We start from the raw sequence: 21,404 nt of genomic DNA on the forward strand, positions 1-21,404 counted from the left end.
AAATGAAAAAACTAGAAGAAGATATAATTATTAAAGAAATAGATGAAATAACGAATAAATATGGCGTATTTGAGGAAAGTGCAGTCTCAGAAGATGACTGTGATTTAGAAAAGGAAATTAAAAATGACTAACTATGAAAAATTAGAGCTAAATAGAAAAGAATTGATGGATGAAATTATAAAAAAAATAGAATCCAAAGAACTCACATTTAGAGAACTTTGGGATAATGAAAATTCGAGACCTAAGAATCCATTATCTGGATCAAAATACAATGGTTCTAATAGATTAAGACTTGGTTATCAAGCTGTTAAAAATAACTATAAAGATCCAAGATGGGTTACTTATATTCAAGCCAAAAAAGAAGGGTGGAATTTAAAAAAAGAAAGTAAAGGAACTTATTGTGAAAAATGGATATTTACAAAGGAAGAAAAATTCAAAGATGAAGCTGGAAATGTTATAAAAAATATAATAAAAATAAAACCATTTCCAAATTCTTTTCATTTATTTAATGGAGAGCAATTTGAAAATATTCCTAAGTACATACCTGAAAGTATCAATTCAAATAGTTCAGATAAGAAAACAACAAAAATATTAAATAGTTTAATAAAATCAAGTGAGTGTGAAGTGAAAATAGTTGCCCATGATAGAGCTTACTATATGCCGTTTGAAGATATAATTGCACTTCCATTGTTAGAAAATTTTTATAATAACGATAATGCTATAGGAACCTTATTACATGAAATGGCTCATAGTACAGGGCATAAGGATAGATTAGACAGAGAAAATAACTTTTCTAAAGAAAACTACGCTAGGGAAGAGTTGGTTGCAGAAATAAGTGCTATATTTTTAGAACAAGATTTAGGATTAAATTTAAATACTGATAGATTAGATAATCATTCAGCTTATCTTAAATCATGGCTAAAGGTTTTTAAAGAAGACTATAATGAGTTATTCAAAGCTGTTATAGAAGCTGAGAAAAGTAGTAATAGGATATTAGAGCAATATAATATTCAATTGGAAAAAGAAAAGTTAGTTTTAAAAGAGATAATTGAAGAAGCCAAAATAAAATTAAATATATCAGAGATTTTATATGCTGAAAAACATGAGAATAATAATTTTAAATCAATTGTTTATGAAAAAGAAAGAAATGTAGGGGAAAAATTAATTTATAAAAATTTATACAGTGAAGATGGAATGTTGAAAGTCGAAGAAATATTTAAGAAACTAGAAATAGAAACAGAGATAGGGATTCTATTAGGAAAAAATTATTATTCAAAAGAAAATAAAGTAGAGAGAGAAGTAAAATATAAAGATGGAGAAATTACATCCGATAAAAACTATATAGAAAAAACAAAGAATAAAAAAATCTTATCAAATGAAAGATAATAGTTAAAGGAGCCATTATGAAATTAATCATAGCAGAAAAGCCTGATTTAGCAAGGGCTATTTCAGAAGCACTTCCGGGAGAGAAAAAGAGTAGAGGTAAATATATAGAGCAAGGAGAATACATAATAACATGGGCTATAGGGCATATATTAAAGTTAATGTATCCTGAAGAAATATTCCCTAAAATATATATTGAGAAACAATGGAAGTTGGATCAATTACCAATTAATATTGAAAATTGGGAAGATAAATTAAAACCTATTGAATCTACAAAAGAGCAACTAAATGTAATAAAAGAACTATTAAAAAAATGTAGTTCAATTATCCATGCAGGAGACCCCGATCCTGAAGGACAACTCCTTATTGATGAAATTTTATACTACTTCAAAAATGAAAAACCAGTTGAAAGAGTTTTGATAAATGATAACAACAAAGAAAATATATTAAAAGCTTTTGAAAAAATTGAAGATAATAAAAACTATGAATCTTTATATAAGTCTGCCAGAGCAAGAAGTGTAGCTGATTTGATGATTGGAATTAACTATTCAAGATATTTCTCTTTGAAATCTTGTTCAAGACTTGCTTTAGGAAGAGTACAAACTCCAACTTTAGGAATGATAGTAAATAGAGATTTATCAATAGAATCACATGAAAAAAGAAAATATTATGATTACTATTTAAATTTGGGAGCTATAAAATCTTCAAATAAAAGTGAAAAAATAGAATTAGAAAAATTATACAGTTTATATCAAAATGAATTTATAGATGAAACAAAAAAATCTGAATATCAAAGAAAATTATTGGATGAAATGTGTAATTTGAGAGAAGATGTACCTCTAAGATTAAAATACACATTATCACAAGATGACAACGAAGAAAAGTATAATAAAGAGTTTTATGAAGAATTAAAAAAGTATTCTAAGGGGAAGTCATTTGATATAGAAATAAAAAAAGAAAAAATAATTGAAAAAGCACCTTTACCCTTTAATTTGAATGAATTACAAATTTATTGCAATAAGAAATGGGGATATTCTCCTTCAGATACCTTGGCAATTACTCAAAAATTAAGAGATGAATACAAAGCGATAACCTATAATCGTTCTGACTCTCAGTATCTTAGTATAGAGCATTACAACGAATCTGATCTTGTTATGGATATTGTTCTAAAGAATCTAGATATAATTATTCCTGAACTAAATACTAAAAAGTTTCCTATTTCAGAATGTTTTAACGATGAATTTGTAACAGCACATCATGCAATAATTCCAACTAAAGCAAAAGTTACTATAAGTGAATTAGGAGATAAAGAAAGAAATGTATACAGGGCAATTTGTGATTATTATATAATTCAATTTTTACCTAATTGTATAAAAGAAAAAACAGAAGCTTATACAACACTAGTATTAGAAAATGATCTAAAATTAACTTCTACTAGAATTATCATTTCGGGATTTAAAAATTATCTAAATGATAAATTAGATTCTGATAATGAAGAAACTTTAAGCGATTTGTCTAAATTAGTTTCAGGGATATATACATCAAATTTTATAAGTGATTTAATTGAAGAAAAAGAAACTAAGCCACTAACACGATATACTGAAGCTAGCTTATTAAAAGATATGACCTCAATATCTAAATATGTTTCTGATCCTGAAATAAAAAAACTATTAAAAGAAAAAGACAAAGGAAAAAAAGGTGAATCTGGAGGAATCGGAACATCTGCAACAAGAGCTAATATTATTGAAAAGTTATTAGATTTAGAGTTTATAGAAAAAACTGGAAAAAATATTGTATCAACTCAAAAAGGGAGAGATTTAATAAGAATATCTCCCGTTGATTTAAAGAATCCAACTTTGACAGCTAAATGGTGGACAATCCAAGAGGATATAATTAATGGAAATAAAACTAAAGATGACCTGTATAACAGTGTTATTGAAAATTTTATTAAATTTAAAAACTCAAATCCTGAAATACCGATACTAACATCAAACAATAAAACTGAAAAAGAAATAATTGGAAAATGTCCTAAATGTGGTGGAAATATTTACGAAGGATTGACAAAAGAAAAGAAAAAGAATTATTATTGTGGAAATTATAAGGAAGGTTGTAAATTCAAGATGTATGAAGAAATGTCCCATTTTAAAGATAAGATAAAACTTAGCAAATCTAAAGTTAAGAATTTACTTTTAAATAAAGTTGTTGCTTTTAAATTAACAGGAAAAGAATCTGAAACAAATCTAAAATTAAAATTGAATGGTGATTATGTAAATTTTGAAGAAATAAAATCTGTATAAAGAAGTGATTTTAGTAAAAAAATCTAAAAATATCCCTAAATAATTGATAATTTAGTCTGAAATTGAACCGATCTTACTAGACTCTTTAAAATGAGAAATAAGACAAGTTCAAGTGTCAGAAAGGATTTGTAAGAGACTATATTTTAAAATCGGTTATAGTTTAAATAAGAAGGTCAAATTTTAATATTTCCTTAAAATTCCATAAAAAGTTATAAAATATTATTTTTTAAAAATAACTTGAAGATTCATATAATGATATTGTATAATTTTAATCTGTGGGTTTTAATTTATGGGAAAAGCTTCTAACTTTGTTAGGAGCTTTTTTTAGATGCTATACAAAAGATAAATTTAAAATTGAATAGTTTGTTATTTGTATTAATATTCTTAGTTTTTTAAATATTTTTTATTCCCACTCAATTTTTAAAAAAATGTTTATTTTTTAATGTGTTGATTTTATTAGGTTTTTAGCGGGATATTTTTTGAAAAAAAGGCTTTTTCTACTGTTTTTTTAAATAAATGGGTGCAGTTTGGGTGCAGTTACTTTCAATAATTTAATATGGACATAGATTATTTATTTTAAATGGAAACTATATTATTAGAATTAGAATTAGTTATGAAATCATCTAAATAGTTATCATATTCTAAACTAAGAAGAATAAGTCCAATAGTTTCAACAAAAGATAAAAGAGTATGTGTATAAAAATATCCTTTTTCTTCATCATTAGAAATATTATGAAAATCATATTGAGAATCAAATTGAGGCCCTTCGTGAACAATATTGTTTCGAATTTCTTTAAATTCACTAAGAAGATCTAAAATTTTTGAACAAAATTTTATATTAGAACTTGGATTTAATTTTTCAAAATCTTTAGCCATATTTTCAATTGAAATATTTGAATATTTTATTTTTTTACCAGTTTTAATTTCAATTTTATGAGTAATATCTTTTAAAACAATTTCAAAAGTACTATATTTATAAGTCCATATTAGATTTGTTAAAAGTTTAGAAAAAGTAACAAAATCTTCGTGGTCTTCTTCTGAGGGGTTAAGATAACCTAAAGAGTCCTTAAGAAATAAATTAATAGAGTCAGGATATCTAATATAAGAGTCAATATTTTCAATATTCCAAGATGTTTTAAAAGTTAATTCGTTGTGGTATTGATTAATAAAACGTTCTAATGAGTCAAATTTTTTAAAAATTTTATTTTTCTCTTCAGCAAGAGTAAAAACTAGTTCACTTAAAGTATAATTAAACGAATAATATATTTGATAATGTGAAAATAATTCATCAATTTTCTCTCGATAATTATAAAAAACGGAATATTGTGAATTTAAAAGATCATTTTTTAAAAAAATATTTATTTTTTTTATTCCAGATATATTATACGAAGAATTACAATAATTATAAATTGCCTCAAAAATAAGATCATGATACATAGTATTAGACACTGTAAATTTATTTAAAATTTTCATTTGTTTTTTAAAAAAGGGAATAGCTCTATTATAATTATATTGATGATAGTAGCAAAGTCCTATATAATTATAGATTTTTAGATCTGTTTTTTTTAATATAGGATTGTTTTGTAGAATAAAATCAAATAAATTTATAGAAAAATCAAATTTTTTATTATTATAAAGACGAACAGCTGTTTGAAAAGAATCATTTTTAGAAAAATCAGAATTACACATTTTTTATTAGCCTCCAGTATCAAATATAAATACTAATTGTACTTGATATATTATCATTTTAAAAATATATTTTTTGAATAAAAAAAACATAATAAATAAAAAAAATAGGTTGATTTATTAAAAAAAATATGGTATAAGTTAAATGTGTTAGTCAAGCTCTAAAATTTGAGATGGAGAAAATGGTTTCATACATCAAAAATAGTGGAGGTTTATCTAATGATAAATAGTATTATAGGAATGATTAACACATTATACTGGGGTATCGAAAAAGTGGTAATTATACACCAATTTATAGAACTTACTAAGGATTTTCTAGCAAACTTCAGTATATAGAAAAGCAACTCCCGTAAGGGAGTCTTTTTTATATATAGAGAATATAAGGGGATACAAATGAGAGAATTGACAGAAATTTCAAATATAGAAGCAAAAAACTATTTTTTAAAAACATCAAGCTATACACGTCTAGATTTCCCAAAATATATTGACTTTGATTCAACATTAAAAGAGATAGATATAGAAATGACAGGTAGAAATTATTTTAAATCAGTTAGAAATAGTTTAATGAGAGAAAAAGAAATTAACTATAAAATACTCCATACAAAAAATAGTAATTATGACTGGAGAGAGCAAACGTTAGTTAATCCAACTGTTTATGTAGCTTTAGTTAATATTATCACAGAAGAAAAAAATTGGAACGAAATAATAGAGCGACTAAAAAGAGATAGCAGAGTTGATTGTTATAGCATCCCGATTTATTTAGATGCTGATAAAGAAACAATAAAAATGAAACAAATATTATCTTGGTGGGAAAATATAGAACAAAAGTCTCTAGAATATTCTTTAGATTATTCATATATTGGGGTAACAGATATTGTAACATGTTATGATTCAATTTATACTCATTCTATTGCATGGGCATTACACGGTAAAGAGCTAATAAAAGAGAGAAGACTAAATAAAAAATCTAAAACTAAATTATTTGGAGAGCAACTAGATGATATGTTTATGGATATATCAAAAGGACAAACGAATGGAATACCACAAGGAAATATAATTTCAGATTTGATTGCAGAAATTATATTAAAGGAAATTGATGTTATACTATCAGAAAAAATAGAGTTATTAAATATAAATGATATAAAAATAATTAGATATAGAGATGACTATAAAATTTTGGGAAAAAATTATGAAAATGTAAATTTAGTTTTAAAGGAGCTATCGGAAGTTTTAAGAGAATTTGGAATGAGAATAAATAAAGAAAAAACTTACATAAGTGATGATATAATAGCTTCTGCAATAAAGAAAGATAAAATAGAATGGATAAAACTAAAAAATGAAGAATTAACTATTCAGAAAAAATTAATTTTGTTGTATAATTTTTCAAAAAAATATCCAAATTCAGGAACTCTAGAAAAAGAATTTAATGAATTATATAATGGTTTAATTGAGAAAAAAATAAAAATAAGAGACCAAGAGGCTTTAGTTTTAATAGGAATTGTGACTAATATGATTTGTGAAAATTCAAGGCTATATTCCAAAGGGTTTTCTATATTAAGCTTATTATTAAAAAGGTTTGAAAATCCGGATGAAATAATTGAAACTTTAAAAAAAATTCAAAAAAAATTAGAAAAAATATCAAATACAGAATATGTAGAAATATGGCTTCAAAGAATTTCAATGAAATATATCGAATTAGAGTATAAGAGCGAGCTCTGCAAAGCAATTGCTAGAAAAGAAAGTAACATTTGGAATAATGATTGGTCAAATTTAAAAAATTGTAAAGATATTTTAAATGAGAATAAGTTTATAGATCAGGAGAAGTTAGAGGAATCTGAGGAATGGATTGATGAAGAAGAATTTGAAGGCTTTAGCTTGAGCTTTAGATATTAAATTTTAAATAAAGATTCACTATTAGCAGTACTAGGTGATAGGTGAAAATATGTATTTATAAATAATAAACATGATATATTTCACTTTGAAAAATGATAAATAAAAAATATATATTAATGAAAAAATGATATGATCCAATTGGCAAACCTTAATCACTTTTTTCTTTTGAAGGTTGAGGAGAAGATTGAAGAATGGATAGAAAGATGGGGCTCATACAGTGAAGACTAGTTTTAGTCTCAACTAGTTGAAAATTCATGATTTAGTTTTCAAAATAATTTATGTCGAATAGTAATTAGATCAACAGGAGGTTATTTGATGGGAAATTATACATTCGATGACTAACATCTGTAAAGCTGTTAAGGGATCTAGACATGAAATATCTGAAAGGTAAAAGAGAGCTCCATAAATTTTGGAGCTCTGCTTAAAATCTAAAGCCGAAACAATAAAAATTGTCAACTAGGGGTAGCAGCTTAGTTCTAATGATGACAAACTTGAATCTAGCACTAATTACAAAAGAGGTGATGCCGATGCTAGAAATAGTTAGTTTAATATCTTCTTATTCAAAATCTCCTTGCTTCTAAGTTTAACTTACTGATGAGACTATGAAATTTAGTCGAAAAGCAATAAAAAAGATCTCTTAATAAGGAGATCTTTTTTATTAGTGTTAAGTAATTAAGCAAAATACATAAAATAATTTATTAGTTAAATTTTCATATATTTTTCAATAATCTCATCATCTCCTTATTGCTATTAGGAAATAAATGAGAATAAGTATTTAAGGTTGTTTCAACTTTTTCATGTCCTAATCTTCTAGCAATAGTTAGAGGATTAACACCTAAATGAATAAGCAAGGATGTATGTGAATGTCTAAGATCATGTATCCTTATTTTTTACTCCAGCAACTTTTGAATATTTTTTCATAGCATGTTCAAAAATATATTTAGTATGAGGAATTAGTCTTGTACCAGGTTTTGGTTTGTAAAGTGTCTCCAGGTAATATTTTAGTACAGGAATTAACTGAGAAGGCATTTCAATGATTCTTTTACTCTTAGGAGTCTTAGGCTCAGTAATTACATCTTCTTTATTTAATCTCTGATAAGATTTATTAATATTTAAAGTTTCATTTTCAAAATCAATATCTTTTATTTCAAGAGCTAGGAGTTCTCCAACTCAGAATAAAATATTAAACCCTGCATAAGCAGCAGGGTGATCTTTAAGAGTTTCAATAAATAATTTAAATTCTTCAGGTGTCCAGATATCCATTTCCTCAGCATGCTTCTTTCCAATACTTCCAGCCTTATGACAAGGGTTTTCTTGTAATTCTATTATTTTATCCTTTCGAGGTATTCGCGCCATCTTATATCCTCTACTCTTATAGTTTCTAATTCCACAGCATTATAAACTATATTTAAGTCCATGATAGTATTCTTTTTCTTTAGTTGTTTTAATCCATTTTTGATAATAATTGATTTAACTTTCTCTTCCTTTGCGTTTGTTATAATTATATCTTAAGTATATAGAAATTTCATGTCTTTGACAATGTAAAAAGGCTACAATACATAGCCTTTCCAATTCTTTATATATATTTTGCTACTTTTTCAGCCAATCCTTTTCCTACTTTAAACTTTACCACTTTCTTCTCTGCTATTTCTATTGCTTCTCCTGTTTTTGGATTTCTACAAGTTCTTGCTGCTTGAGTTATAACTTCAAATTTTCCAAATCCTACTATTGATAAGTCCTCTCCTTTTTCTAAAATTTCTTCTAGTGTTGAGAATAATCCACTCACTAATTTTTCAGATTCTTTCTTTGTTTCTATTCCCATCTTTTTTTGGTATAAGTTAATAAATTCTTGTTTTGTCATTTTCAATCCCTCCCATTTTTTAACACTATATCATAATTCTATTTTTTAGCAATTATTTTTTATTACTTTCTAAAGCTTTTTCAGGTCTTCCATTGATAGACCTGTCTTTTCTGAGATTATCTCATCTGAAAGCAGCCCTTTAAGTGATCTAGCTATCTCCATTTTGGCTTTTCTTTCTCCTTTTTCTTCAGCTGATAATAATGCGTTCATTCTATCATTTCTTGCATTTTCTCTCATCCTATAATTTTCAGCCTGTTGTGGATCCCTGCTTATTCTCGCCAGTTCTTCCTTAGCCTCTTGTAGTTCTTCAAATTTTTTCTCGATATGTATTACTTGTTCATTGTTTGGGTCTTCTAAGAAACCTACCCAAACACTCAACATATCTGTTTCATCTATATCTCTCATTTTAGGTATTTCTATGAAATGTAGTTCCAGTGTATCTGTCAATACATTATTATTTTTAGCATTTTGAATTAAGTACTTGTTGTGGAAATTTTCCTCTTCATATATCAAAACAAAATCTAACACATTTATACAAATAGTTCTAGGTAATTGACTATACTCTCTTTTTCCTTGATATTCACTTGCAAATGCTTTTGACCAGTAATACAGGCTTCTTTTTATCATATTTCTTTCATCTGCTCTTTGCATTTCAATATTTATGATTTCTCCTGTACTTGTCTTAGCTAGTATATCTAACCTTGAAAAACTATCTTCTATATATTCTTTTGATAATTCAGTATTTTTTAAACTTACTTCAACTATTGGTTCTTTTGGCTTTATACAAGCGTTTAAAAAAGAAATTAATATTCTTGGATGCTTTTCAGAACCAAATAGATTTTTAAAAACATAATCAACTTTTGGATCAAATAGTTGTGTACACATAGTCCTCACTCCCTTTAATTCTTTTTCTCTTTAATTATATACTTAATTTCAATATTTATCAATTTATACATTGAGTAGTTTACTCCAAGAAGCTGTTTCGAGTGTTCTTCTTGGAGTTAGAATATATTATATAATATTTTCCAACAATTCATCTATTAGATTATATTGAAGTAGTTCGGTTATTTGGTCATTTGTATAATTTTTTTGATTAATAATTTTGTTATCAATATAGTAAATCAAATTCATTTTATTTGAATCAAAATTTAATTGGTATTCATTTTCTCCATTTTCTGAAGTTGTATATGCAAGATGGTATACTCCTTCAGTTTTTATTATTGTTTCTTCTTCATAAGTTTTTAAGTAATTTTTTATTAATGCCTTTTCAAATTTTTTCTTATCAAACATTTAAAATTCTCCTAATTTAAATTTTTTTAAATTCAATGTTCTTAGCTTCGTCGTAAGGGGACGAAACCCCTTAAATCTTTTAGTTATTTTCAAAAAGTGTTTATAAAAAAGAAATAGATTATATGAAAGAGAAGAAAAATCAACTTTTTGAAATTATTTTGTTGTTAAGGTTCTAAAAAATTCATGTTCTTGAGCTAAGCTTTAAAAACTATTAATTTTAGGTAAGTCAAATTTGATGAAGGCATTTTTTTATATTTTTATAAAGAGAATCGAAAGAAAAATATTAAAAAACTTGAATTTGACTTAAAATAAAAAATTAATAGTAAAAGCAAGGTGCTCGAAGAACAAGTTTAGAACTTACAAAAAATAAAAAAAGACTATTAAATGAACCTTTTAAATGTCTTTAAACCAGTTCCGGATATAAAAAGTATATTATATATGATATAATCTCCAAAACTAAAAAATAACTAAATAAAGGGGGATTGAATATGGATAAAAAAATACTTAAAATTAAAGAAGAACAGCTTTTAACATTTAAAAGTGATTCAGAATATTTTGACAAATGTAAAAAAGGGTTGAAGTCAGAAACATTGAGAAATTTTGATTTGAATGATGATAGATTTAAAACTCTATTTTGTTGGAAGAAATGGGAAGAAAAGGATCAATTGTTTTTACAATTCATAAACAGAGGAAACCCTGAAGATAAATATATAGCTGAGGTTGTGGATATAGAATGGTATAAAACCTTATGTAAAATCAAATTTAAGCATATTTGTAACCAAATAGAAGTAATCTAAAGAATAAAGAGATAGGATAGCCTAGGCTATCCTATCTTTCTTAAGTAAATAAAAAGGGTAAAAATATAAAAAATGTCACGTGTATCATTTAGACTAAAGATTTAAGCTTACATAAATTTGATAAGGAAATAGTTTTAAATTGTTATCCTATAATTTACTCAGATTTTAGATTTGATGCAACAAATTCAGCAGTAAGTTTTGCTAAGAAAAAATTATTTGAAAATTATTTAGGTAAATTGAAATGTTCGAATAATCCAGTTGCTCTTAAAGATGACTTGCTTTTTATAAAAGCAAATATTTTTAAACACATTGATTGGCATCATGAGAAAGAATGGAGAATTTGGCTAAACTCTACAAATGTAAATCTAAATTTTATAAATATAGAACCAAAAGCCATTTATTTGGGGTGTAGAATATCTAACAAAAATAGAAGTGAAATTTTAAAAATAGCAAAACTTATTGAATGCAGAGAAGTTTATCAAATGTTAAAAGAGGATAACTCTCCTTTTTATAAAATGAATTATGAAAAAGTATATGAATTAAACTAGAGAATAAATACAAGAAAAATATAAAAATTAAAATATTATAGGAAAGAATGTGAGTGATAAGGCAGAGATAAAATTTGAAATTATTGAAAAGTTAGGAATCATTGGAGACGGAGCTAAAGGATGGAAGAAAGAAATTAACCTAATTTCTTGGAATTCTAGAAAGCCAAAAGTAGATATCCGTGATTGGGATGAAGACCATGAGAAAATTAGTAAAGGAATAACTCTATCTAAAGATGAAGTAATAGCTTTAAAAGAGATTTTAAATTCGATAGATGTAGATAGTTTAGATATGTGAGAAAATTTAATGAATTAGCACCTTAGGAGGGAATGAAGTAAATATTGAAGTTAAAAACTTTAAAAGTTATAAATATTCAAAAGAATAAGGATGTATATCATACAGTGTATATGAAAAATGAATTAGGAAAACATGAAATGGAAGTTTTGAAAAATGGAATCATATCTAAAGAAAGTATAAAATCGTTATTATTAAATTATTCTAATTTTTTGGAGTATAATATAGATAGTTCAAAAACTGCTTATCAAATATTTGATATTTTATATAAAAAAATCTATAGTTAACATACAAAGTACTTTATTACTTTTGGGGCTGTCGACAAAAATGACGATGGCTTTTTTTATCTCAAATTTTTGACATATTAGTACTATTAAATAATAAAATATAATAAGAATATCAAAGAAATAATTAAAGTGAAAAATAAGTTTAGATCTCCTTGTTTTAAAAGATAATTTATCTGAGAAAAATATTTAAGCTTTATATGATATAATAAGAGTCGATAAATTATAGAATGAAAAATAAGAAAAAGCTTAATTTTATAACTTATAAATTTCTTTGATATAATTAAATGGAGGATCAAAAATGACAAGTACTGCACAACGTGCCGAATTACAATCTCAAATATGGAAAATAGCCAATGATGTTCGTGGATCTATAGATGGATGGGATTTTAAACAATATGTTTTAGGAACGCTCTTTTATAGATTTATTAGTGAAAATTTTTCTAATTATATTGAAGGTGGAGACGAGAGTTTCAAATATGAAGATCTTAGTGATGATATTATAACTAAAGAGATTAAAGAGGATGCGATAAAAACAAAGGGTTATTTTATCTATCCAAGTCAACTATTTACTAATGTCGCAAAAAATGTAAATACAAATGAAAGTTTAAATACTGATTTAGCTACAATATTTTCTGCTATTGAAAGTTCTGCAAACGGATATCCATCTGAATTAGACATTAAAGGATTATTTGCTGATTTTGACACGACAAGCAATAGGTTGGGAAACACTGTAAAGGAAAAAAATAATCATTTAGCTGCTGTTATTAGAGGTGTTGAAGGACTTAACTTTGGAGAGTTTGAAGATAATCACATAGATCTATTTGGTGACGCATATGAGTTTTTAATTTCTAACTATGCTGCTAATGCTGGTAAATCTGGTGGAGAGTTTTTTACACCTCAAAGTGTATCTAAACTTATTGCAAAATTAGCAACACATAAACAAGAAACGATTAATAAGATTTATGACCCTGCTGCTGGATCAGGTTCACTATTACTACAAGCAAAGAAGCAGTTTGATGACCATGTTATTGAAGATGGTTTTTATGGACAAGAGATTAATCATACAACATATAATCTTGCTCGTATGAATATGTTTTTACACAATGTAAACTATGATAAGTTTGATATTGCATTAGGAAATACACTTTTAGACCCTCACTTTGGAGATGAGAAACCTTTTGATGCCATTGTATCAAATCCTCCATATTCAGTTAATTGGATTGGTAGTGATGACCCAACTCTTATTAATGATGAACGTTTTGCACCAGCGGGAGTATTAGCACCAAAATCTAAAGCTGACTTTGCTTTTGTACTTCACTGTTTAAATTATCTTTCAAGTAAAGGTCGTGCTGCTATAGTTTGTTTCCCTGGAATATTCTATCGTGGTGGAGCAGAGCAAAAGATTAGAAAGTACTTAATTGATAATAACTTTGTTGAAACTGTTATATCATTAGCACCTAATCTTTTCTTTGGAACTTCAATAGCTGTTAATATTTTAATTTTATCTAAGTCTAAAAAGGATTCAACAACTCAATTTATAGATGCTAGTGGAGAGAACTTCTTTAAGAAAGAGACTAATAACAACATCTTAACAGAGGAGCATACAGAGGAGATACTAAGAATATTTGATACTAAAGAGGATATTGATCATGTTTCAAAATGTGTAGATAATGAAAAGATCGCTGAAGAGAATTACAATCTTTCTGTTAATATTTATGTAGAAGCTAAAGATACAAGAGAGGTTATTGATATAAAGTCGCTAAATGCTAAGATAAAAGTAACAGTAAATAATATAGATAGACTTCGTATTGAAATAGATAAGATAGTTGCAGAGATTGGGGTGGACTAAGATGAGTAAGTTAGAGCAGTTAATTAACGAGCTTTGTCCTGATGGGGTGGAATATAAGACACTATCAGATGTTCTTAAAATAAAAAACGGAAAAGATTACAAACAATTTAAAGAAGGTAACATTCCAGTTTATGGTTCTGGAGGGATTATGACATATATAGATACTTTTGTTTTAGATAAACCGTCAGTATTAATTCCTAGAAAAGGATCTATAGATAAATTATATTATGTAGAAGACCCATTTTGGACAGTTGATACAATTTTTTATACAGAAATATATACAGATATTGTAATTCCAAAATTTGTTTTTTATTATCTACAAAAAGAACATCTTGAGCAACATAATACTGCTGGTGGAGTACCTAGTTTGACACAAGGAGTATTAAATAAAATTTCATTTCCCCTACCACCATTAGCAGTACAAGAGGAGATTGTGCGTATTTTAGATAGTTTTACAGAGCTTACAACAGAGCTTACAACAGAGCTTACAATGAGAAAACAGCAGTATGAATATTATAGAGATAGTTTGCTGACTTTCGGAGATGAGGTAGAGTGGAAACAAATTGGAAATATGGGAGAATTAGTAAGAGGCAATGGACTTCCTAAAACAGATTTTACAGAATCAGGAACTCCAGCAATTCATTATGGTCAAATTTATACTTATTACGGCACATCTACTGTGAAAACTAAATCTTTTGTTTCACGTGAAACAGCTCAAAAACTAAAAAAAGTTAATTGTGGGGATGTTGTAATTACAAATACAAGTGAAAATCTTAAGGATGTAGGAAAAGCTCTTCTTTATTTAGGAGAAGAACAAGCAGTTACAGGAGGGCATGCAACAATATTTAAACCATCAAATCAAATTTTAGGTAAATATTTTGTTTATTTTACTCAATCTTTAAGTTTTATAAATCAAAAGAGAAAATATGCTAAAGGAACAAAGGTTATCGATATTTCAGCAAATGATATGTCAAAAATTATAATTGCAATTCCATCTTTTGAAGAGCAACAACGTATCGTTGATATACTATATAGATTTGATACGTTGGTAAATGATATTAAAGAGGGATTACCAGCAGAGATAGAAGCAAGAAAGCAACAGTATGAATATTATAGAGATAAACTACTTACATTTAAAAAATTAACATAGGGGTAGAAGATGGGGAAAGCTTTAGAAAAGATTGCACAAGAATTAAGAGATTGCAAGAAAAGAGTTCAACTAATCTATGCTTTTAATGGAACAGGAAAAACAAGGCTTTCAAGAGAGTTTAAAAATCAAATTGATATTAAAATAGAAGAAGAAAGTGCTGAGAGTGATAGTAAGAAAGTTCTTTATTATAACGCTTTTACAGAAGACTTATTTTATTGGGATAATGATTTGAAGAATAACCTTGAACCAAAGTTAAAGATGCATGAAAATTCATTTACAAGTTGGATTTTTGAAAATCAAGGTCAAGATGGAAATGTTATTAAGAATTTTCAATATTATACAAGTGATAAACTGAATCCACACTTTAATAATACTTTTACAGAAGTAAAGTTTTCATTTGAACGTGGTAATGATGAAGATAAAAATTATATTAAAATTTCTAAAGGTGAGGAAAGTTGTTTTGTATGGAGTGTTTTTTATTCACTTCTTAAGCAGGTTATAGAAACATTGAATATTTCAGATCCGATTGATAGAGAAACACCACAATTTAATAACTTAGAATATATATTTATTGATGATCCTGTAAGTTCTTTAGATGATAGTCATTTAATAGAATTAGCAGTAGATTTATCAGAATTAATTAAATCAAGCGATCCTGACTTAAAATTTATAATAACAACGCATAATCCACTTTTTTATAATGTACTGCATAATGAATTTAAAAAAGGAACCTTTAAAAAATATTTTCTAAAAAAAGATGAAAACAATGAATATAATTTAGACTCTCAAAGTAGTGATTCGCCTTTTTCATATCATCTTTTTTTAAAAGCTGATATTGAGAAGGCTATAGAAGAAGGAGAATTAAAAAAATATCACTTTAATTATTTGAGAAATATCCTAGAGAAAACATCAACATTTTTAGGTTATGATAATTGGAGCGAGCTTTTACCGAAAATGGATAATGGTAAAGTTAATCCATATGAGACTAGAATTATTAATATTTCAAGTCATTCAAAGCATTCCGCTGATGAGATTACTGAGTTATCTGCTGATGATAAACGGATTTTAGCATACTTGTTAGGTGAAATAAAAAAAAATCATCAATTTAAATAATGGATATTATAAAAATATGAATTAGAGAGGAAATCTTATGACTGAGTACAAATCAATTACAGAAACTAATAATTTTATAGTTTTAGATAAGTATACTAAAATAAATCAACAGGGAGCTAGTTATCAAACAGAAGCTGATTTAGAAAGAGAACTTATACAGGATTTAGAAAATCAAGGTTATGAGCATCTGTTAAATTTGAATAGTACAGAGGAAATGCTTAAAAATATCAGAGTACAATTAGAAACTCTTAATAGTGTTAAATTTCTGGATTCTGAATGGAAAAGATTTTGTGAGGAGTATTTAGATAAGCCAAGTGATAACCATGTAGATAAAACTCGTAAAATTCATGACGATTACATTTATGATTTTGTGTTTAATGATGGACATATTCAAAATATTTATCTTTTAGATAAGAAAAATATTACAAGAAATAAGCTACAGGTTATTTCACAGTTTGAACAAAAAGGCACTCAGCTTAATCGTTATGATGTAACAATTCTAGTAAATGGATTACCTTTAATTCAAGTAGAACTAAAAAAACGTGGAATTGCTATTCGGAAAGCGTTTAATCAAATTAATAGATATAGCAAAGAGAGCTTTAACTCAGAGAACTCTTTATTTAAATATTTACAAATTTGTGTTATTTCAAATGGTACAGATACGAGATACTTTGCTAATACTACCCAAAGAGATAAAAATAGCTTTGATTTTACTATGAACTGGGCACAATCTAATAATACTCTTATTAGAGATTTAAAAGATTTTACAGCAACATTTTTTCAAAAAAATATACTGTTAAATATACTATTACATTATTCAGTTTTTGATTCAAATAATGTATTGCTAATTATGAGACCTTATCAAATAGCTGCAACAGAAAGAATTTTATGGAAAATAAAAAGTTCATATCTAGCTAAAACATGGAAAACTTTAGAAAGTGGAGGTTATATTTGGCATACTACAGGGTCAGGTAAAACTTTAACAAGTTTCAAAGCTGCACGTTTAGCTACAGAACTTGATTTTATAGATAAAGTATTTTTTGTAGTAGATAGAAAAGATTTAGATTATCAAACAATGAAAGAATACCAACGGTTTTCACCAGATAGTGTTAACGGTTCTGAAAATACTGCTGGACTTAAAAGAAACGTTGAAAAAGATGATAATAAAATTATCGTGACTACTATTCAAAAATTAAATAATCTAATAAAAAGTGAAGTAGATCTACCAATCTATAATAAACAAGTTGTTTTTATTTTTGATGAAGCTCACCGTTCACAATTTGGTGAAGCTCAAAAGAATATCAGTAAGAAGTTTAAAAAGTATTATCAGTTTGGGTTTTCTGGAACACCAATATTCCCTGAAAATGCTTTAGGTTCTGAAACTACTGCAAGTATATTTGGTACTGAGTTGCATTCATATGTTATTACTGATGCAATTAGAGATGAGAAAGTTCTTAAATTTAAAGTTGATTATAATGATGTTCGTCCTAAGTTTAAGTCTATTGAGATGGAAAAAGATGAAGAAAAAATAACTGGATCAGAAGCCAAAAGAGCATTTTTACATCCTGAAAGAATTAAGGAGATTTCACAATATATCCTTAATAATTTTAAAATAAAAACTCACCGTACATATAATGGAGAAAAAGGGTTTAATGCGATGTTTACTGTAAGTAGTGTTGAGGCAGCAAAACTTTATTATGAGACATTAACAAAATTACAAAAGAATAGTCAAAACCCTTTGAAAATTGCAACTATCTTTTCTTTTGCAGCTAATGAAGAACAAAGTTCTATCGGAGAGATTCTTGATGAAACTTTTGAACCTTCAGCAATGAATAGTAGTGCAAAGGAGTTTTTAACTTTAGCCATTAAAGATTATAATGCAATGTTTAAAACAAACTTTGGTATTGATAGCAAAGAATTTCAAAATTACTATCGTGATCTTGCTAACCGAGTAAGAAAGCAAGAGGTTGATTTATTAATTGTAGTTGGAATGTTTTTAACAGGATTTGATGCTCCAATGTTAAATACATTATTTGTTGATAAAAATCTGTGTTATCATGGACTGATACAAGCATTTTCAAGAACAAACCGTATCTATGATTCTACAAAAACCTTTGGAAATATTGTTACTTTTAGAGATTTAGAACAGGCAACAATAGAGGCTATAACTCTATTTGGGGATAAAAATACAAAAAATGTAGTTCTTGAAAAAAGTTACAAAGAGTATATGGAAGGATTCACTGATATTAGCACAGGAGAAGCATGTCGTGGTTACATAGAAGTAGTTAAAGAATTAAACTCATGTTTTCCTAATATTGATAATATTGTTACTGAAAAGGATAAAAAAGATTTCACTAAGCTATTTGGAGAGTTTTTAAGAGTTGAAAATATACTACAAAATTACGATGAGTTTACAAAACTAAAAGCTTTACAAACTCTTGATATGAATGATTCAAAATTAGTTGAAGAGTTTAAAATTAATTATTATATGAGTGATGAAGAGATGGTAGTTATGCAGAAAATCGAAGTACCTAAAGAAAGGGAAATTCAAGATTATCGTTCTATATACAATGATATTCGTGAGTGGCTCCGTCGTGAAAAGGCAGCAAAAGATAAAGAGGATTCAAAAATTGATTGGAACGATATTGTTTTTGAAGTAGATCTTTTAAAATCACAAGAGATAAATTTAAACTATATTCTTAAATTGATTTTTGAAAAATATAAAAATGTAAAGAGTAAAGAATTATTAATTGAAGATGTTCGTCGTTTAATTAGATCTAGTACAGGAAATCGTGCAAAAGAAAGTCTAGTAGTTGATTTTATCAATCAAACAGATTTAGACAAGTTTAATGATAAGACAAATATTATAGATGCATTTTTCTCATTTGCTCAGATTAAACAAAAGAAAGAGGCTGAAGAGTTAATAAAAGAGGAAAAACTTAATACTAATGCAGCTAAAAGATATATACTGGCATCATTAAAAAAAGAACAGGCCAGTGATAATGGAACGGAGCTCAATGAAATCTTGCCTAAAATGAGTCCTCTCAATCCTAGTTATTTAGCTAAAAAAAGCACTGTATTTAAAAAAATATCAGCTTTTGTGGATAAATTTAAGGGTGTTGGGGGGATAATATAAAATATTAAAAAGGGATTGTATTTACTTTTATCAGGATTTATAACATAGATTAATCAATAATAATATTACTAATATGGGGGAGATTTTGTGAATATGTCAGAAAATATTCATACTATAAAAGAAGTTATGGAAGTTATTCAGAAAATAAATAAATTACAGAATCAAATTGATAATCCTAATAGAACGAAAATCATTGAAGCTTTACGAGAGGCACAAGTTTTTGCGCCTTTCGAAATACGAATGCTTGAAATTTTTCAAGGAGATATTAAATTATTACCACCTGAAAATTTTTCAAACGATGATTTATATAGAAAATTATTCCAATATAAACAAGGTTTGATTAATTATTGTATTCAAAAAATTGGAAATGAAGCATATAAAAGTCTTTTTGAGAAAAATTTATAAATATATATATGCAAAAAGGATTCAGAAGAACACTAACTTTATGGTGTTCATTAAGAATCCTTTTTCAATTTAAATTTGATAATTTTGACTGTCATGGGAGTATAAATATTAATTGTAAATCTTCTAGATTAATGGGGTAGGATTATTAAAATCTAGAAGTTTTTTTTTGTAAGAAAATTTAACCAAAATTAGAAATAGATGAGATTTCTTAATAATATCAACTGATAATTTAAAAGGTTTTTTGAGGTGATACAAATAGTATGTCCCATACAGAAATTCAAAAATGTATTGTTCATCAAATTAAAAATTTACTTTCTAAAGTTTTTTCAACTCTTCTATTGATAAACCTGTCTTTTCTGAAATTATCTCATCTGAAAGCAGCCCTTTAAGTGATCTAGCTATCTCTACTTTAGCTTGCTTTTCCCCCTGCTCTAATCCTTGCTTAACACCTTGTTCTAACCCCTTTAATCCTCCCTTTAGTAATGCGTTCATTCTATCATTTCTTGTATTTTCTCTCATCCTATAATTTTCAGCCTGCTGTGGATTTCTGTTTATTCTCGCCAGTTCTTCCTTAGCCTCTTATAGTTCTTCAAATTTTTTCTTATCAAACATTTAAACTCCTCCAAATTTAAATTTTTTTAAATTTAATGTTCTTAGCTTCGTCGTAAGGGGACGAAACCCCTGAAATTTTTTAGTTATTTTCAAAAAGTGTTTATAGAAAAGAAATTGCTCAAAGAACAAGTTTAGAACTAAAAAATAAAAAAAGGCTATTAAATGAACCTTTTAAAAGTCTTTAAACCAGTTCCGGATATAAAAAGCATATTATATATGATATAATCTACAAAACTAAAAAACAAGCAAATAAAGGGGAAATGAGATGAATAAAAAAAGAGTTGTAATACCAATAAAAATACTTAAAATTAAAAAAGAACATATCTTAAGATTTAAAAGTGATACAGAATATTTTAATAGATGTAAAAAAGGTTTAAAGTCTGAAACATTAAGAGAATTTGACTTGAGTGATGATAGATTTACACTTTTATTTAGTTGGAAAAAATGGGAAGAAAAGGATCAATTATATTTGGAGTTCATAAACAAAGGAAAAACTGAAGAAATATATATAGTTGAGGTTGTAGATATAGATTGGTATAAAACCTTGTGTAAAATTAAATTCAAACATATTTGTGACCAGATAGAAATAGTCTAAAGAATAAAGAGATAGGATGGCCTGTTTAGTTTAAAGACAGATTATCCTATCTTCATTAAACAAATAAGAACCTCACTTTCAAAGGTTAGAAAAATGTTGGGACAATGCGTCGATAGAATCTTTTTTAGTTATTTCAAATCTGAATCAATTTATTTAATTTATCTACCTGAAAGGGGATAGACTAGTTTATATAATATATATGAGATTTTT

The 21,404-nt window shown here is 26.6% G+C and carries 21 protein-coding genes; 14 read left to right on the forward strand and 7 right to left on the reverse strand.

Translation table 11 applies throughout. The features are described 5' to 3' along the window. The first annotated feature begins 2 nt into the window (after positions 1–2). The 3 genes from H3N56_RS13450 to H3N56_RS11350 are packed head-to-tail and all read left to right on the forward strand — an operon-like array spanning position 3 to position 3,680. Positions 3–131, forward strand: a complete 129-nt coding sequence (locus tag H3N56_RS13450) for a hypothetical protein (RefSeq protein ID WP_255492194.1) — start codon at positions 3–5, stop codon at positions 129–131. After that, entirely contained in the window at positions 124–1,386 is a 1,263-nt protein-coding gene (locus H3N56_RS11345; protein ID WP_185881307.1) for an ArdC family protein, read from the forward strand. The genes H3N56_RS13450 and H3N56_RS11345 overlap by 8 nt, the downstream gene beginning before the upstream one ends. Positions 1,387–1,403: 17 nt before the next feature. Beyond that, positions 1,404–3,680, forward strand: coding sequence for a DNA topoisomerase (locus tag H3N56_RS11350; RefSeq protein WP_185881308.1), 2,277 nt, complete (start codon positions 1,404–1,406; stop codon positions 3,678–3,680). Between the two features lie 576 nt (positions 3,681–4,256). On the opposite strand, the gene H3N56_RS11355 is transcribed toward H3N56_RS11350, so the two are convergent. After that, the gene (locus H3N56_RS11355; protein WP_185881309.1) at positions 4,257–5,369 is read right to left on the reverse strand and encodes a hypothetical protein; all 1,113 of its coding nucleotides are present in this window, start codon (positions 5,367–5,369) and stop codon (positions 4,257–4,259) included. 390 nt (positions 5,370–5,759) lie between these two features. Between H3N56_RS11355 and H3N56_RS11360 the strand changes: the two genes are divergently transcribed. Then, a complete protein-coding gene (locus H3N56_RS11360) occupies positions 5,760–7,259 on the forward strand; it encodes an RNA-directed DNA polymerase (protein ID WP_185881310.1) in 1,500 nt (499 codons plus the stop codon). A gap of 710 nt (positions 7,260–7,969) precedes the next feature. On the opposite strand, the gene H3N56_RS13555 is transcribed toward H3N56_RS11360, so the two are convergent. From H3N56_RS13555 to H3N56_RS11380, 5 genes are all read right to left on the reverse strand, one after another. Continuing rightward, the gene (locus tag H3N56_RS13555; protein WP_221893485.1) at positions 7,970–8,110 is read right to left on the reverse strand and encodes a hypothetical protein; all 141 of its coding nucleotides are present in this window, start codon (positions 8,108–8,110) and stop codon (positions 7,970–7,972) included. Between the two features lie 319 nt (positions 8,111–8,429). Beyond that, a complete protein-coding gene (locus tag H3N56_RS13245; protein ID WP_221893486.1) occupies positions 8,430–8,615 on the reverse strand; it encodes a hypothetical protein in 186 nt (61 codons plus the stop codon). Between the two features lie 220 nt (positions 8,616–8,835). Continuing rightward, positions 8,836–9,120, reverse strand: coding sequence for an HU family DNA-binding protein (locus H3N56_RS11370; RefSeq protein ID WP_185881311.1), 285 nt, complete (start codon positions 9,118–9,120; stop codon positions 8,836–8,838). Positions 9,121–9,189: 69 nt separating this feature from the next. After that, positions 9,190–10,005 (reverse strand): Rpn family recombination-promoting nuclease/putative transposase, encoded by an 816-nt coding sequence (locus tag H3N56_RS11375; protein WP_185881312.1) that lies wholly within the window; start codon positions 10,003–10,005, stop codon positions 9,190–9,192. Positions 10,006–10,131: 126 nt separating this feature from the next. Beyond that, on the reverse strand, positions 10,132–10,410 hold the full coding sequence (locus H3N56_RS11380; protein ID WP_185881313.1) for a hypothetical protein: 279 nt from the start codon (positions 10,408–10,410) through the stop codon (positions 10,132–10,134). Between the two features lie 488 nt (positions 10,411–10,898). Between H3N56_RS11380 and H3N56_RS11385 the strand changes: the two genes are divergently transcribed. The 9 genes from H3N56_RS11385 (at position 10,899) to H3N56_RS11425 (ending at position 19,987) form a co-directional block, all read left to right on the forward strand. Next, positions 10,899–11,207: a hypothetical protein gene (locus tag H3N56_RS11385; RefSeq protein WP_185881314.1), complete on the forward strand. Its 309-nt coding sequence runs from the start codon at positions 10,899–10,901 to the stop codon at positions 11,205–11,207. Positions 11,208–11,443: 236 nt separating this feature from the next. Next, positions 11,444–11,755: a hypothetical protein gene (locus tag H3N56_RS11390; protein ID WP_370521078.1), complete on the forward strand. Its 312-nt coding sequence runs from the start codon at positions 11,444–11,446 to the stop codon at positions 11,753–11,755. A gap of 49 nt (positions 11,756–11,804) precedes the next feature. Then, positions 11,805–12,050, forward strand: coding sequence for a PC4/YdbC family ssDNA-binding protein (locus tag H3N56_RS11395; protein WP_185881315.1), 246 nt, complete (start codon positions 11,805–11,807; stop codon positions 12,048–12,050). A gap of 44 nt (positions 12,051–12,094) precedes the next feature. Further along, positions 12,095–12,334: a hypothetical protein gene (locus tag H3N56_RS11400; RefSeq protein ID WP_185881316.1), complete on the forward strand. Its 240-nt coding sequence runs from the start codon at positions 12,095–12,097 to the stop codon at positions 12,332–12,334. Positions 12,335–12,632: 298 nt separating this feature from the next. Continuing rightward, complete coding sequence (locus H3N56_RS11405; protein WP_185881317.1) at positions 12,633–14,183, forward strand: type I restriction-modification system subunit M; 1,551 nt, start codon at positions 12,633–12,635, stop codon at positions 14,181–14,183. Between the two features lies 1 nt (position 14,184). Further along, positions 14,185–15,333, forward strand: coding sequence for a restriction endonuclease subunit S (locus tag H3N56_RS11410; RefSeq protein WP_185881318.1), 1,149 nt, complete (start codon positions 14,185–14,187; stop codon positions 15,331–15,333). A 9-nt stretch (positions 15,334–15,342) separates the two neighbouring features. Further along, positions 15,343–16,446 (forward strand): AAA family ATPase, encoded by a 1,104-nt coding sequence (locus H3N56_RS11415; RefSeq protein ID WP_185881319.1) that lies wholly within the window; start codon positions 15,343–15,345, stop codon positions 16,444–16,446. A gap of 37 nt (positions 16,447–16,483) precedes the next feature. Further along, positions 16,484–19,582, forward strand: a complete 3,099-nt coding sequence (locus H3N56_RS11420; RefSeq protein ID WP_185881320.1) for a type I restriction endonuclease subunit R — start codon at positions 16,484–16,486, stop codon at positions 19,580–19,582. A gap of 87 nt (positions 19,583–19,669) precedes the next feature. Beyond that, entirely contained in the window at positions 19,670–19,987 is a 318-nt protein-coding gene (locus H3N56_RS11425; RefSeq protein WP_185881321.1) for a hypothetical protein, read from the forward strand. A gap of 315 nt (positions 19,988–20,302) precedes the next feature. Here H3N56_RS11425 and H3N56_RS11430 read toward each other — a convergent pair whose 3' ends face one another. Further along, positions 20,303–20,506, reverse strand: coding sequence for a hypothetical protein (locus H3N56_RS11430; RefSeq protein ID WP_185881322.1), 204 nt, complete (start codon positions 20,504–20,506; stop codon positions 20,303–20,305). Positions 20,507–20,864: 358 nt separating this feature from the next. Here H3N56_RS11430 and H3N56_RS11435 point away from each other — a divergent pair, with 358 nt between their 5' ends. Further along, positions 20,865–21,194 carry a hypothetical protein gene (locus H3N56_RS11435; protein ID WP_185881323.1) on the forward strand — a complete coding sequence of 110 codons (330 nt, stop codon included), beginning with the start codon at positions 20,865–20,867 and terminating at the stop codon, positions 21,192–21,194. Positions 21,195–21,404: the final 210 nt, after the last annotated feature.

The organism is Cetobacterium sp. 2A, assembly GCF_014250685.1.
In the GTDB taxonomy this organism is placed as follows: Bacteria; Fusobacteriota; Fusobacteriia; order Fusobacteriales; family Fusobacteriaceae; genus Cetobacterium.

Excerpts from the sequence above, each read along its gene's own strand:
- H3N56_RS11420 (WP_185881320.1), top strand. The coding sequence starts at position 16,484 with ATGACTGAGTACAAATCAATTACAGAAACTAATAATTTTATAGTTTTA.
- H3N56_RS11415 (WP_185881319.1), top strand. The coding sequence starts at position 15,343 with ATGGGGAAAGCTTTAGAAAAGATTGCACAAGAATTAAGAGATTGCAAG.
- H3N56_RS11410 (WP_185881318.1), top strand. The coding sequence starts at position 14,185 with ATGAGTAAGTTAGAGCAGTTAATTAACGAGCTTTGTCCTGATGGGGTG.
- H3N56_RS13450 (WP_255492194.1), top strand. The coding sequence starts at position 3 with ATGAAAAAACTAGAAGAAGATATAATTATTAAAGAAATAGATGAAATA.
- H3N56_RS11405 (WP_185881317.1), top strand. The coding sequence starts at position 12,633 with ATGACAAGTACTGCACAACGTGCCGAATTACAATCTCAAATATGGAAA.
- H3N56_RS13245 (WP_221893486.1), bottom strand. The coding sequence starts at position 8,615 with ATGGCGCGAATACCTCGAAAGGATAAAATAATAGAATTACAAGAAAAC.
- H3N56_RS11345 (WP_185881307.1), top strand. The coding sequence starts at position 124 with ATGACTAACTATGAAAAATTAGAGCTAAATAGAAAAGAATTGATGGAT.
- H3N56_RS11375 (WP_185881312.1), bottom strand. The coding sequence starts at position 10,005 with ATGTGTACACAACTATTTGATCCAAAAGTTGATTATGTTTTTAAAAAT.
- H3N56_RS11370 (WP_185881311.1), bottom strand. The coding sequence starts at position 9,120 with ATGACAAAACAAGAATTTATTAACTTATACCAAAAAAAGATGGGAATA.
- H3N56_RS11435 (WP_185881323.1), top strand. The coding sequence starts at position 20,865 with ATGAATAAAAAAAGAGTTGTAATACCAATAAAAATACTTAAAATTAAA.
- H3N56_RS11380 (WP_185881313.1), bottom strand. The coding sequence starts at position 10,410 with ATGTTTGATAAGAAAAAATTTGAAAAGGCATTAATAAAAAATTACTTA.
- H3N56_RS11385 (WP_185881314.1), top strand. The coding sequence starts at position 10,899 with ATGGATAAAAAAATACTTAAAATTAAAGAAGAACAGCTTTTAACATTT.
- H3N56_RS11355 (WP_185881309.1), bottom strand. The coding sequence starts at position 5,369 with ATGTGTAATTCTGATTTTTCTAAAAATGATTCTTTTCAAACAGCTGTT.
- H3N56_RS11430 (WP_185881322.1), bottom strand. The coding sequence starts at position 20,506 with ATGAGAGAAAATACAAGAAATGATAGAATGAACGCATTACTAAAGGGA.
- H3N56_RS11350 (WP_185881308.1), top strand. The coding sequence starts at position 1,404 with ATGAAATTAATCATAGCAGAAAAGCCTGATTTAGCAAGGGCTATTTCA.
- H3N56_RS11360 (WP_185881310.1), top strand. The coding sequence starts at position 5,760 with ATGAGAGAATTGACAGAAATTTCAAATATAGAAGCAAAAAACTATTTT.